Genomic DNA, 12,687 nt, shown 5'->3' on the forward strand with positions numbered 1-12,687 from the left:
TTACGGACGCTCGTCTTTGAACGCGTACCAACGATACAGAAAACTCTGACCAAAGCGGCGGAAAGGCGCAAATACCTGCGACTCCACCACTTCCTTGACATTGGGGAATGGCAGTTGCGATTCAAAGATCGGCATATCCATTCCTGTTTTATCGCCAGCGATCAACTGTGCCAGGCGCTTGCCAGCCTGCGCTGAATACATCACACCGTTACCGCCATAACCCAGAGCGTAATAGATGGTTTCCTTCGGATCCGCCTGAAAAATACGCGGCATCATATCGTGGCTGACATCCACCCAACCCCACCAAGAATAGTCAAGCTCGATACCTTGTAGTAGCGGGAACTTGCGATGCATATCGCCAACCAGCATTTCCTTGTATTTGCTTTGCGGCGCATCGCGGCCAGCAATGGCGCTGCGGCTACCGATCTGCAAGCGGTTATCAGGTAGCAGGCGGTAGTAGTGGCGTAGAATCCGCGTGTCCGTGATCACTTGCCGGGTGTGCATGTTGCAGGCTTTGACCTCGTCGTCTGTGAGCTTACGGGTCACAATCGAGTTGGACAAAATGGGCAGCAGGCGGTTTTTCAACTGCGGGTGCAGGCTTTGTGAGGTGTAGCCACCAGTCGCCATACCCACGGCACGGGCCTTCACCACGCCACCGGGGGTGCGCAAATAATGCACACCGTCGTGGGTTTCCCAACCTTGCACCGGGCTGGCCGGATGGATCTTCACGCCCAAAGCGCGGGCTTTGCGATGGTAGCCAAACGCCAGCTTACCAGCATGAATCCCAATACCTTCCGGTTCGTGCATGGCGCCGGCGGCTTCCTGATCACCAAACCAGTCGCGCTTCACCGTTTCGGCATCCATGATCCGAGCGTCGTAATTAAAGGTTTCGCGCAGTAGCTTGGCTTCTTTTTCCAGAATCGGCATCTGCTTGTCGCGGTGCGCAATGTACAGATGGCCGCCCGGCTGCGGTTCGCAATCAATGTCTTTAATCAGCTCTTTGAACGTTTCCATCCCATCCAGGCATTCCTGGTGCAGCTTGTGCGCGGTTTTAAGGCCATAACGGTCTATCCACTGGGAGCGCTTCAGGCGCCCGGTAGCGCACTGAGCCTGCCCACCGTTGCGAGTAGAACAACCCCAGCTTGTGCGATTGGCTTCTAGCACCGTGGCTTTAATACCGTAGTTCTGCGCCAGAAAAATAGCGGCTGTGAGCCCGGTAAAGCCGGAGCCCACAATCACCACGTCGGCATCTATATTACCTTGTACCGGGCCATCGTCTTCCGGAGGCTCGCCCGCCGTGCCGATCCAGTAGGTCGGCGCGTAATCCCGCCCAACGCCGGGCGTTGGGCTTTTCAGCGGATCATAAGCCGGATCGTAAGGCAGCGAAGGCTGAGTGCGCTGCTCGACATTTACATCGGTTTTATTGTTCAGTTCTACAGATTCCATGACCGGTTCCTCGCGATTGGATGACCCTACTTCAGCCCAAAAAAGACTCAAGCGTTTACGGGAGGACGATTCTTACGGAACGCGTTCTTAACGGCGATTTTGCCATCGCGGAAAGTGAACGCGTCGATCATACGTGCTTCGGTGCGTGCGCCATCAGCGGCGGTGCCTTTATAGGTGCTTTCAGAAAAGCCTTTATCGCCAATCACGTGGTGTTCAGCATCTACCCAACAAGCGTCCGACGCGTTTTTCCAGGCAGCTTCAAGCCCCTGGCGCACTTCTGCCTGGCCAACAAAGCTCTTGCCCTGCAATTCTGGCCCGGCTACGGCGTTGAACACGCAATCGTCGGTCATCATTTCCATTACGGCGTCAATGTCGTGATTGTTAAGTGCATTGCTGAAGGCTTGCAGAAAGGCAACGGTAGGCTGGCTCATAATGAACTCCACTTAAAAGAATTTGTCATTGTTATTCGCGCCCATTGGCATGGGATACGTGCGAAAAGCCAGTTTACTCCCTGGGGCATGTGGTCATTAGCGCCAGTTTCAACACTCTGTTTGGGCCAGAACCAGCTCGGGCGACAACCCTGTTATTAAGTTTTAGATCATATATTCTATAAAGTGAAACACCATGTTCCGCTTTTCATATTTTTTGTAGTGAGTTAGTCTATAGGTCTTAGAACAATACGATGTGAGGGCTCACAACCTTTCTGACCCACGCCCTGTCGGCCCGAGGAGACACAGATGAAAGATTTTCCAGGCATCAAGCCCGATACACTGCGTTCAGTACGCGAACTCTTCGGCATAGACAGCGACCTTGAGGTTCCGGCCTTCAGCTTCAGGGATGAGTATGTTCCGGAAATTGACGAGGCTTATCGTTTTAACCCAGACGTGACTCTGGCCATTCTGGCCGGCTTCACCCGCAACCGCCGGGTGATGGTTCAGGGCCTGCATGGCACCGGCAAGTCCACCCATATAGAGCAAGTCGCCGCACGCCTGAACTGGCCGTGCCTGCGGGTGAATCTGGATGGCCACATCAGCCGCCTGGATCTGGTGGGTAAAGACACCATCGTAGTTCGCGACGGCGTGCAGGTAACGGAATTCCAGGAAGGCATTGTGCCCTGGTCACTGCAGCGCCCAGTGGCGCTGATTTTTGACGAGTATGACGCCGGCCGGCCCGATGTGATGTTTGTGATTCAGCGCATTCTGGAGCGCGACGGACACTTTTCACTGCTGGATCAGAACCGGGTGATTCACCCGCACCCCTATTTCCGCCTGTTTGCCACCGCCAACACCGTGGGCCTGGGCAATATGTCGGGCATGTACCAGGGCACCCAGGTACTGAACCACGCGCAGATTGACCGCTGGAACATTGTGGCCAAGCTGGACTATTTGAGCGCCAAAGAGGAAGCCGCCATTGTGCTGGCGCGAGTGCCAGAAAAAGACAGTGAAAAAGGCCGCCAACTGATTGATGCCATGGTGAGCGTGGCCGACCTGACCCGCAAGGGCTTTGCCGCCGGCGATATTTCCACCCTGATGTCGCCTCGTACGGTGATTACCTGGGCCGAGAACTGCGAGATTTTCCGCAATCCGGCTTTGGCGTTCCGCTTGTCATTTCTGAACAAATGCGACGACGCTGAACGCTCAATTGTAGCCGAATACTATCAGCGCAGCTTTGATGAAGAGCTGGACGAATCCTGGCTGAAAGAGTCGTTCACCCCATGAGCAGCACCCCCCAGAAGCAGGCTCGCCGCCAGCAACGGGTGGAAGAGCTGTGTGCCGCGTCTATCCGGGCCATCAGTGGCGAGGCCAACCTACACTTTCGCGGCAAACGCCTGTATCAGGGTGAACATCGCCTGCCCATGCACGCGCCCCATCACCGCATTGATACCGCGGTCGCGTCGTTCATCGATTGCCGCGCTGCGGCGGACGGCATGGCGTTACGCCTGTTGTACAGCGATGCCAAACTGCATAAAGCCCATTGTCCGATAAAGCCCATTGCGCGCTTGGTGTTCGAATTGCTGGAACAGTTACGAGTAGAAACCTTGGTGCCGGCCCGGCTTACGGGCGTGGTAGCCAACCTGGAGCAGCGTTTTGAGCGCTGGTCCCATGATTTCTATACCTCTGGCAGCGCCGAAGGCAGCAGTGGCATTCTTTTATACACCGTAGCCCAGATGTGTTGGGCCAGACTGAACGCCCGCCAGGTACTGGAAGAAACCGAAGATTTTATTGAGAGCACACGCTTTTCACTCGCTTCGTCTATGGGCACCGCGCTAGCTGGGTTGCGCCGCAACCGACTCGATCAAGCAGCGTATATTCCCCACGCCCTGGCCATTGCCGAGCTGATTGATAACCTTATTGAAGCCCAGCGCTCAGGCCAAAGCGCCGATAATGACGAAAACAACAAGGATGATGACGAAGACGAACAGAAAGGCTTCGCCCTGCTGCTAGACTTTGACCAGGACGGCGATGACGACGGTTTTGCCAGCGCCCGTAGCGGCACCAGCAAAGCCTTTGGCGAAAACCAGCAGGGTTATACCGTATACACAACAGCCCACGACCGCGAAGTATCCGCCGCCGGTCTGGTACGCGCCGCCCAGTTGGAAGCGTACCGCGAGCGTTTAGACGCCGGCATCGCTGAACAAGGCATTAACGTGCAGCGCATCGCGCGCCAACTTGCGGCGATATTGGCCACACTGCAGCGCGATGGTTGGCTGTACGGCGAAGAAGAAGGCCGTATAGACGGCCGCCGCCTGGCGCAGCTGGTCAGTTCGCCTACCGAACGCCGGCTGTTCTATCAGGAACGCCAGCGGCCGGTGGCCGATTGCGTGGTCAGCATTCTCATCGACTGCTCTGGCTCTATGCGCCACCAAAGTGAGCCGGTGGCCATGCTTGCCGACATTCTGATTCGCGCTTTGGATATGATTGGCGCCAGCAGCGAACTGCTGGGCTTTACCACCAACACCTGGAATGGCGGCAAGCCATATAAAGAATGGATACGCCAAGGCCGTCCAGCCTACCCTGGTCGGCTAAACGAAATCTGCTATCTGGTGTTTAAAAGCGCCGACCGGGGCTGGCGCCGCAGCCGCCGCGACATTGCCGCCTTGTTAAAAGGCGACCTGTTCCGCGAAGGCATTGATGGCGAAGCAGTGGACTGGGCCTGCAATCGCCTGCTGGCGCGCAGCGAAAGCCGAAAAATTCTAATGGTAATTTCAGACGGTTGCCCGGCCGACAGCGCCACCAATCTGACCAACGACGCCTTCTATCTGGATAATCACCTAAAAGAAGTGCTGGCCCGGCGCGAACGCCAGGGCGAAGTTGATATTCTGGGGCTCGGCGTAGGCCTGGATTTAAGCCCGTTTTACCGCCACTGCCTGGCCACCGATATGTCCCAAGTGCTGGACAACCACCTGTTTGAGGAAATCGTTCAGTTGATTGGTCACCGCAAACGGCGCTAAACGCGACAAGACACTGTCGCCGTTGAAGTAACGGCGTAGCGGACACCCTAAGGCCGATTCACCGAGGATTCGTTTGATGGCAAAAACCCGCGTGGCCCATCAGTTTGGCATGGGCACTTCCATTCGCAGCCGCAATTACACCGAGGCCTGCGCCCGAGCCATTCGTGATGCACTGTGGCACAACTCCCTGAACGTTGCCGATGCCTTTGGCTTCCCCCGCGAGGCCATGCTGATTGATGTGGAAATCGGCGTGCAAAAGCCGGAACAAGTGAACACCGAGGCACTGCTCGCCGTATTCCCCTATGGCCAACCCAGCATTACGCTAACCAAAGGCGGGCTGGACGTGGACAAACCTGATGGCAGCGGCACCAGCGTGATCGCCAACGCCGCGATTATCGTGTCCTTTGATATGGAGCCCAATCATGACTGAGCAGCGCATTATTCTGGAGATGGGCAGCAGCAATTCGCTGTACGGGGAGGATTACACCAAAGCCGCTTGCCGGGCGGTGCAGGATGCCCTGCGTCATTCCTCCCTGGTGCTGATAAAAACCATGGGCTACGACCACTTGCAGATGCGGGTAGAAGTGACGATTGGTGTGCAGCATCCAGACAAAGTGGATTGTGATGTAGTTGCCGCTGAACTGCCCCGTGGCCGGGCCGAAGTAAGGGCCGTGCACGGTGGCCTGAACGTGCACGATCCGGATAATGGCACCACCCACGTGATTGCGACCGCAGCGATCGCGGCGTTTTTGCCCATCGAACCCGGCGCCTGGCGGTTGTCGTCACCTGGTCAGTGATGCACGCCGATTAAAAAATGCCTATCACAATCAGTGACGCGCCAATCAGTATCAGCAGCGCAAACACCAGCCGGCGCATGGTTTGCGCCGACAACGGCGGCGGCCAGTGCCGGCCCAGCCAAGTGGCCACGGCCACCACCGGGAACGCCCAGGCGGTGAGCTGCAAAATGTTTGCGTTCATTTGGCCCTGACTGATTACAAATAAAGTACGCACCCCGGACGTAACCGCAAACAGCAGGATCAGGGTGTTGCGGATGCGGATGGGCTCCAGAGGCTGGCGGTAGTAGTGGTAAATCAGTGGCGGCCCGGCAATACCAAATAGGCCGCCTAAAAATCCCGACAGCCCACCAAACAACGCAAAACTGCCCTTACCAGCAACATGTTGCTGCTGGTTCAGCTTCAACAGTAAGCCAGCGGCGCCATAAATAATCACAACACCCAACAACACACGCATTATGACAGAGGCACTGCTGCTCAGGTAATTCAGCATCAGCACGCCGAGCATAATAGACGGCACAATGGCGGCCGCAGCGAAGGCGACCGACGGCCAGTAAACGTGGTGTAAGCGCCCAGGCAGCGCAACCACGCAGTTTGCCAAGGTCATCAGGCTAATCACAGCGGCGACTGAGGTCACCGGTGCAATGCCCATGCCGCCAGCCAAACCCATAACAATCATACCCAGGCCAAAACCGGTGACGGTCTGAAAATAACCGGCAAACGCGGCAATCAGCAGAAATAACCAGGGTACATTCAGCAGAATATCCACTGCAGCGTTATACCACGTGGCCAGCACGCTGGGCCGCAGACTGAGCCTGCACCGTGGTTACCGCAATTACGTGGTAAATATCATCCACGCTGCAGCCCCGCGACAGATCATTGGCCGGTTTGTTCAAGCCCTGCAACAGTGGCCCAATGGCTTCCGCTCCGCCAATCCGCTCCGCCAGCTTGTAACCGATATTACCCGCTTCCAGGCTGGGGAAAATCAGTACATTGGCTCTGCCTTTCACTTTGGAGTCGGGCAATTTGCGCTCTGCGATATCAGCTACAATCGCCGCATCCAACTGCACGTCCTCATCAATTGCGATACCCGGTCGCAGGCGTTTTACTGCCTGTGCTGCCGAGCGCACTTTATCAATGTGGCTATGTTGGGCACTGCCACTAGTGGAAAACGATAGCATGGCAATTCGGGCTTCCTCACCCAGCAATGCTTCCGCGCTGTCAGCCGCTGCCAGGGCAATTTGCGATAATTCGGTGGCATCTGGATCGATCACCAAGCCGCAATCAGAGAAGATCATTCCACCTTTCAGGTTGTGAAAGGGTTTGCACAGCATCATCAGAAAGAAGCTGGATACCAGGGTGGTACCCGGTGCGAGTCCAAGAATCTGGATGGCGCTGCGCACCACATTGGCGGTGGTATTCACAGCGCCTGCTACTGAACCATCAGCGTGGCCTTCGCGCACCATCATGTTGGCGAAACACAGGGGATCACGTACGCTGGCATCGGCCTGTTTGCGGGTCATGCCCTTTTTCTCGCGCAGTGTGTACAGCGCTTGCGCCAGACTTTCCGTTAACGGCGAGCTGGCGGGATCGACAACGTCAATTGCCGACACATCAATGTCACAACGCGCAGCTGTTGCGGCAACGGTGTCCGCCGCGGCAACCATAATCACCTGCGCAATGCCAGCTTCAGCGGCTCTCACTGCGCCGCGCAACACGCGCTCGTCGTCCGCTTCGCACAATACGATGCGCCGTGGTGACTGCTTTGCATTTTCCAGTATTTGATTCAGGGCTTTCATAGTACCTGCCTGGCCACCAGAAAGGGCGGCGTAACGTAAAACCCCCGGCAAGGCCGGGGGTAAGTTCTATCGGCAACGCTATGCGTTACACGTAGTCCTGGTACTTCTCAAGCAAACGCACCGGCTTCTTCAGCGCATCGCGGCGGAACGGGTCGCCCAGCTCGCGGGTACACATGATTTCGATGATGGTGGTTTTACCTTCGTTCATCTGCATATTGATCGCTTTCTTCAGCGCCGGACCTACATCGTCCAGGCTATCAACGGTCACGCCCTCGGCCCCCATGGCGCGTCCGATTTCAGCGAAGCTCTGGTTGTCCAGCTCACCAGCAACGAAGCGACGGTTGTAGAATTCAACCTGGTTCTTCTTCTCGGCGCCCCATTGGCGATTATGGAAGACCACCACGGTTACCGGGATGTCGTGACGAACCGCAGTCATGGTTTCCATCAGGCTCATGCCCCAGGCACCGTCACCGGTATAGGCAATGGCCGGGCGCTCAGGCGCGGCAACTTTGGCACCCATAATGGTCGGGAATGCGTAACCGCAGTTACCAAAGCTCATTGGGGCAAAGAAGCTGCGTGGCTTGTCAAAGCGCAGATAGCTGTGCGCTACGGCATTAATGTTACCAATATCGGTAGACACCATAACGTTTTCCGGCATGGCCTTTTCCAGCTCGCGCAGTACCTGGCGCGGATGCAGGTAAGCACCACCGGAGAACGGTGTTTCGTTCTCTGCCTCTTCAATGGCGTCGAGGCTGAACGGGTCTTTTTCGTGAGTCCACTCGTCCAGCTCCTTTTCCCAGGCAGCTTTTTCGCTGGCGATCAGATCAGCGCGCTCGTCACGAGTGGCGTCACAAACCAGATCACGGCCCTTCAGGCGTTCGGTCAGCGCTTCAGCCGAGTCTTTGGCATCGCCACAAATGCCAACGGCAATCTTCTTCACTAGGCCCAGCATTTTGTGGTCGGCGTCAATCTGGATGATTTTTGCATCCTTCGGCCAGTAGTCCATGCCATGCTGCGGCAGGGTACCAAAGGGTCCAAGGCGCGTTCCCAACGCCAGCACCACGTCGGCCTGAGCCATCAGTTTCATACCTGCTTTGGAACCCTGGTAGCCCAATGGGCCACACCATAGTGGGTGGCTGGCGGGGAAAGAATCGTTGTGCTGGTAGCTGTTAACCACCGGTGCGCCCAAACGTTCAGCCAGGGCTTTACAAGCTTCTACGCCGTCTGCCATCACCACACCACCACCGGAAACAATCACCGGGAAACGGGCATTGGCGAGCATTTCAGCAGCTTCATCCAGACTCTTACCGCCGCCGGGGCCGCGGTCCAAGCGCGCAGGCTTGGGAATTTCGGCTTCAATTTCACCGTAGAAGTAGTCACGGGGAATGTTCAGCTGGGTAGGCCCGATCTCCGACATGGCACGGTCAAAACAACGGCCGGTGTACTCAGCCATGCGCGACGGATGGGTTACGTGGCCCTGGTATTTTACAAATTCCTGAAACATCGGCAGCTGGTTACACTCTTGGAAACCACCCAGGCCAATGCCGGTTGTGCCAGTTTCCGGCGTAATGATGACCACCGGACTGTGGGCCCAGAAAGCCGCCGCAATACCGGTAACGCTATTGGATACACCGGGGCCGTTCTGGCCGATCAGTACACCGTGGCGACCAGATACACGGGCATAACCGTCGGCCATGTGGGCCGAACCCTGCTCGTGTACTACGGGAATCAGGCGAATGCCGGCTGGGGCGAAAATGTCCATGGCGTCCATAAAGGCCGAGCCCATGATGCCGAACATGTCGGTCACGCCGTTGGCGACCAGCGTTTCTACAAACGCTTCAGAAGGCGTCATCTTCTGTTTGCCTTCAACGACCTGACGATTATCTGTGTTGTTGTTTGTGCTCATGAGTTATCTCCGGAGTAGTGCCAGGCTTTTCGCCTATAATTCATTTTATAGTATATTTCATTCCGGAAAACGGAATACCAACGAATTTAGACTTATCTTAAGGCATCGTCAACTCAGATTTCAGAAAATCATACAAATTGCTTTATTTTCCGAAATAAAACATAGTCGGCACCTTGGAAGGGGACAACACTATGAGCACAACCAAATCAGATGCGAACCGCCTAGAAGGCGACACGCCGGCGCAACGTTTACTGACGCTTCTGGAAGTGATCTCGGAGAAAGATCAGTTCTTTACCCTGCAGGGGATGGTTGAAGAAACGGGCATGCCCAAGCCCACCCTACACCGCATGCTGCAGCAGTTAGAAAACTCGGGCATGCTGCAGCGCGAAGCCGATGGCCGCCATTATAGCCGCGGCGGGCGCTTGCGCCGGCTGGCGGAAAATCTGCTATTGAACGACACCGTACGCGGCGCGCGCCACGCCATACTGACGTCATTGGTGGAAGACATCGGTGAAAGTTGCAACATCACCGCCCTATCTGGTGGCGAAATTCTGTATCTGGATCGAGTTGAAACACCGGCGCCCCTACGTTTTTACTTGCATCCAGGGTCGCGCGTACCGGTGCACTGCTCCGCCAGCGGCAAGCTGTTTCTGGCGCAAATGGCCTCAGCTCAGCGCCGTCGCCTGTTGGCGGATATGCCACTGAAGCAGTTCACCCACAACACCCTGATTGACCACCAGGCTCTGGAGCAGGAAATTGAAACCGTCAAACAGCAAGGTTACGCTTTTGATGATGAGGAGTTTCTGCCTGGCCTGCTGTGCATTGCAGTGTTAGCGTCTAATCCCACCAGCGTGTCCAATATCGGCGTAGCCATGCAGGCCCCGATCATGCGGGTGAATCGCGAGCAGGCGCTGAGTCATCTGCCCGCCCTGCGCCGCGCAGCCGATGCGATTGCGGCCATTTGCCAAGAAGGCGTGCCGGCCGCCAGCAGCGCTTAAGCAGCGCCGATAGGAAGCAAAAACGCCGCCTCCTTGGATGCGGCGTTTTCATTTCAGCAGTAGGTACATGGTTCAGGAATTGCCAGGACGCGCCAAGCCTAAATGCGCGCGCAGAGTACTGCTCTGGTATTCCGTGCGGAATAACCCACGGTGTTGCAGTTCCGGTGCCACCTGTTCGATAAAGTCTTCAATACCGGCAGGCAACGACGGCGGCATCAGGTTAAAACCATCGGCGCCTTCGTTGCGGAACCAATGCTCCATTTTGTCGGCGATCTGCTGCGGCGTGCCCACCACCGTGCAGTGGCCTCCGCCCGCTGCCAACCGGCCCAGCAACTGGCGCAGAGTGGGTTGTTCGGTTTCAATAATGCGTAAGATGGTGCTATAGCGCCCCTGCGGCCCGTTGAATTCAGCCAACGGCGGCAGTGTTGGCATCGGTGAGTCCAGATCCCAGCCCGAACAGTCCTGACCGATGAACAGGGCCAACTGGCGCAAAGACGCATCGGCGGGCAGCAACTCATCCAACTCACGTTGCTTGGCCTGTGCCTCCGCTTCGGTGGGTGCCACGTAGGTAACCAGGCCCGGCATAATCGGCACATTGACATCGCGACCGGCCGCTCTCACCCGTCGCTTGATATCGCGATAGTAGCTTTGCGCCGCAGGCAAATCGTAGGCCACCGCGTAAATCGCTTCGGCGCATCTGGCCGCCAGCTCGCGCCCGGGCTCCGATGCGCCGGCCTGAAACAGTACCGGATGCCCTTGCACCGGGCGTGGTACATTCAGCGGCCCATCCACCCGAAAAAACTCACCCTTATGGTTAATCGGCCGCACTTTGGCCGGGTCGGCGTAATGGCCCTGGCGATCAAATGTTAAAGCGTCATCGGCCCATGAATCCCACAACCCCAACACCGCCTGCACAAACTCGTCGGCACGGCGATAGCGCTCAGCGTGGTCAGGCATGGCGTCGTAACCGTGGTTGCGGGCTTCCACATCAAACATCGAGGTAACCACGTTCCAGCCGATGCGGCCGCCAGAGATATGATCCAACGAGGCCACCAGGCGTGCGGCGTGAAATGGGGTATAAAACGTACTGGATACGGTGCTGATGAAGCCAATGTTTTCGGTGGCGCGGCGCATGGCGGCGATGGCGGTAAGCGGCTCCAGATACCACCAGCTTCCATCAGAGACATTACCCACCGCGTTGCTGTCAGCAAAAAATACCGCATCCAGTTTGCCGCGTTCGGCGGTTTGCGCCAGACGCTCGTAATAACGGATATCGCCCAACTGCTCCACCGCCGACTGCGGATGACGCCAGGCGGCCCGGTGATGGCCGCAGCCCATCAGGAATAGGTTGAGGTGCATCATGCGTAGATCTGACGGTGAGGCAGCCATCAGTTTTTCACCAACCCGCCGTCCACCACCAGATTTTGCCCGGTCACCGAGCGCGCCCAGGGCGAGGCAAAAAACAGCGTGGCGTCGGCAAATTCCGCCGGCGTGGTCACCCGGCGCAGCGGTGTACTGGCCGCGATAAAATCAAACACCGCCTCCGGCGTGGCGGCCGAGGCGTCGGTGGTTCGAAGTAAGCCGCCCGACACCATATTCACGGTGATGTTGTCCGGCCCCAAGTCCTGCGACAGGGTGCGGGTAAGCGACAGCAGCGCCGCTTTGCCCGCGGTGTAATCGTGGTACGGCACCACTGGATTCTGGAACAGATTAGTCCCCACGTTCACAATGCGGCCAAACCGCGCCTCGCGCATGCCGGGCAGTGCCGCTTGGGTGGTATTCAACGCACCGCCTACCACACCGGCAAACTGCTGGTTCAGATTTTCCCAGGTTAGCTGTTCCGCGTTCGGACGAGCGTCGCCATTGAATGAAAAATCCGGCAGGGCGTTGTTGATAACGGTGGTCACCGGAAACCCAAAATGCTGACGGGCCTGGGCAAACATCGCCTGCACTGCGGCGCGGTCGGTCACGTCAGCCTGCACCGCCAGTGCACGTACCGGTTCTTCGCCGGCCAATTTGTGCGCCGCTTCGGCGCTGTTGCGATAGTTGATCACCACGCTGGCGCCTTCGTGCAGGAACGCACGCACCAGATACTCACCCAAACCGCGGGCAGCACCGGTTATCAAAACCAGCTGTTGATCAAGACGAAGGGATTTGTGCATAGACACCTCATGGCTGAGGCGAAGGTATGAAGTGACAGATGCGGCGCTGGGCCTGCGGCTGACATCCCTTCGCCAGTGTGAACTGGATCAGGTTCAACGGGTGTTATCTCAGCCCTGCAAGCAGGACACCC

At 57.0% G+C, this 12,687-nt stretch carries 12 protein-coding genes and 1 riboswitch; of the genes, 5 read left to right on the forward strand and 7 right to left on the reverse strand.

Features of this window, described 5'->3' with window-relative positions; genetic code table 11:
- Together ACN0V1_RS07365 and ACN0V1_RS07370 are read right to left on the reverse strand one after the other, a co-directional pair.
- Positions 1-1,446: an NAD(P)/FAD-dependent oxidoreductase gene (locus ACN0V1_RS07365; RefSeq protein ID WP_417544370.1), complete on the reverse strand. Its 1,446-nt coding sequence runs from the start codon at positions 1,444-1,446 to the stop codon at positions 1-3.
- Between the two features lie 47 nt (positions 1,447-1,493).
- Positions 1,494-1,877 (reverse strand): nuclear transport factor 2 family protein, encoded by a 384-nt coding sequence (locus ACN0V1_RS07370; protein WP_417544371.1) that lies wholly within the window; start codon positions 1,875-1,877, stop codon positions 1,494-1,496.
- 306 nt (positions 1,878-2,183) lie between these two features.
- Here ACN0V1_RS07370 and ACN0V1_RS07375 point away from each other — a divergent pair, with 306 nt between their 5' ends.
- The 4 genes from ACN0V1_RS07375 to ACN0V1_RS07390 all read left to right on the forward strand — a co-directional run bounded on the left by ACN0V1_RS07375 (position 2,184) and on the right by ACN0V1_RS07390 (position 5,694).
- Positions 2,184-3,164, forward strand: coding sequence for an AAA family ATPase (locus ACN0V1_RS07375; RefSeq protein WP_417544372.1), 981 nt, complete (start codon positions 2,184-2,186; stop codon positions 3,162-3,164).
- Complete coding sequence (locus ACN0V1_RS07380; protein ID WP_417544373.1) at positions 3,161-4,897, forward strand: cobaltochelatase CobT-related protein; 1,737 nt, start codon at positions 3,161-3,163, stop codon at positions 4,895-4,897. The genes ACN0V1_RS07375 and ACN0V1_RS07380 overlap by 4 nt, the downstream gene beginning before the upstream one ends.
- A gap of 76 nt (positions 4,898-4,973) precedes the next feature.
- A complete protein-coding gene (locus ACN0V1_RS07385) occupies positions 4,974-5,327 on the forward strand; it encodes a Lin0512 family protein (protein WP_417544374.1) in 354 nt (117 codons plus the stop codon).
- Entirely contained in the window at positions 5,320-5,694 is a 375-nt protein-coding gene (locus ACN0V1_RS07390) for a Lin0512 family protein (RefSeq protein ID WP_417544375.1), read from the forward strand. The genes ACN0V1_RS07385 and ACN0V1_RS07390 overlap by 8 nt, the downstream gene beginning before the upstream one ends.
- Positions 5,695-5,704: 10 nt before the next feature.
- Here the strand turns inward: ACN0V1_RS07390 and ACN0V1_RS07395 are convergent, their stop codons facing one another.
- From ACN0V1_RS07395 to xsc, 3 genes are all read right to left on the reverse strand, one after another.
- Positions 5,705-6,460, reverse strand: a complete 756-nt coding sequence (locus tag ACN0V1_RS07395; protein WP_417544376.1) for a TSUP family transporter — start codon at positions 6,458-6,460, stop codon at positions 5,705-5,707.
- Positions 6,461-6,467: 7 nt separating this feature from the next.
- Positions 6,468-7,490 carry a phosphate acetyltransferase gene (gene pta, locus ACN0V1_RS07400; RefSeq protein ID WP_417544377.1) on the reverse strand — a complete coding sequence of 341 codons (1,023 nt, stop codon included), beginning with the start codon at positions 7,488-7,490 and terminating at the stop codon, positions 6,468-6,470.
- Positions 7,491-7,575: 85 nt separating this feature from the next.
- Positions 7,576-9,396 carry a sulfoacetaldehyde acetyltransferase gene (xsc, locus tag ACN0V1_RS07405; protein WP_417544378.1) on the reverse strand — a complete coding sequence of 607 codons (1,821 nt, stop codon included), beginning with the start codon at positions 9,394-9,396 and terminating at the stop codon, positions 7,576-7,578.
- Positions 9,397-9,587: 191 nt separating this feature from the next.
- On the opposite strand from xsc, the gene ACN0V1_RS07410 reads away from it, so the two are divergent.
- Positions 9,588-10,394, forward strand: coding sequence for an IclR family transcriptional regulator (locus tag ACN0V1_RS07410; RefSeq protein WP_417544379.1), 807 nt, complete (start codon positions 9,588-9,590; stop codon positions 10,392-10,394).
- 72 nt (positions 10,395-10,466) lie between these two features.
- Here the strand turns inward: ACN0V1_RS07410 and ACN0V1_RS07415 are convergent, their stop codons facing one another.
- Positions 10,467-11,783, reverse strand: a complete 1,317-nt coding sequence (locus ACN0V1_RS07415) for an LLM class flavin-dependent oxidoreductase (RefSeq protein ID WP_417544380.1) — start codon at positions 11,781-11,783, stop codon at positions 10,467-10,469.
- The gene (locus ACN0V1_RS07420) at positions 11,783-12,556 is read right to left on the reverse strand and encodes a 3-oxoacyl-ACP reductase (protein ID WP_417544381.1); all 774 of its coding nucleotides are present in this window, start codon (positions 12,554-12,556) and stop codon (positions 11,783-11,785) included. The genes ACN0V1_RS07415 and ACN0V1_RS07420 overlap by 1 nt, the downstream gene beginning before the upstream one ends.
- 47 nt (positions 12,557-12,603) lie before the next feature.
- A riboswitch (TPP riboswitch) is annotated at positions 12,604-12,687 on the reverse strand. This riboswitch is flagged as partial in the annotation.

Origin of the sequence: Marinobacter sp. (assembly GCF_048266785.1) — a bacterium.
In the GTDB taxonomy this organism is placed as follows: domain Bacteria; phylum Pseudomonadota; class Gammaproteobacteria; order Pseudomonadales; family Oleiphilaceae; genus Marinobacter.

Bases quoted from the DNA above. Each gene is read 5' to 3' on its own strand.
- ACN0V1_RS07365 (WP_417544370.1), bottom strand. From the start codon at position 1,446: ATGGAATCTGTAGAACTGAACAATAAAACCGATGTAAATGTCGAGCAG.
- ACN0V1_RS07370 (WP_417544371.1), bottom strand. From the start codon at position 1,877: ATGAGCCAGCCTACCGTTGCCTTTCTGCAAGCCTTCAGCAATGCACTT.
- ACN0V1_RS07375 (WP_417544372.1), top strand. From the start codon at position 2,184: ATGAAAGATTTTCCAGGCATCAAGCCCGATACACTGCGTTCAGTACGC.
- ACN0V1_RS07380 (WP_417544373.1), top strand. From the start codon at position 3,161: ATGAGCAGCACCCCCCAGAAGCAGGCTCGCCGCCAGCAACGGGTGGAA.
- ACN0V1_RS07385 (WP_417544374.1), top strand. From the start codon at position 4,974: ATGGCAAAAACCCGCGTGGCCCATCAGTTTGGCATGGGCACTTCCATT.
- ACN0V1_RS07390 (WP_417544375.1), top strand. From the start codon at position 5,320: ATGACTGAGCAGCGCATTATTCTGGAGATGGGCAGCAGCAATTCGCTG.
- pta (WP_417544377.1), bottom strand. From the start codon at position 7,490: ATGAAAGCCCTGAATCAAATACTGGAAAATGCAAAGCAGTCACCACGG.
- xsc (WP_417544378.1), bottom strand. From the start codon at position 9,396: ATGAGCACAAACAACAACACAGATAATCGTCAGGTCGTTGAAGGCAAA.
- ACN0V1_RS07410 (WP_417544379.1), top strand. From the start codon at position 9,588: ATGAGCACAACCAAATCAGATGCGAACCGCCTAGAAGGCGACACGCCG.
- ACN0V1_RS07415 (WP_417544380.1), bottom strand. From the start codon at position 11,783: ATGGCTGCCTCACCGTCAGATCTACGCATGATGCACCTCAACCTATTC.
- ACN0V1_RS07420 (WP_417544381.1), bottom strand. From the start codon at position 12,556: ATGCACAAATCCCTTCGTCTTGATCAACAGCTGGTTTTGATAACCGGT.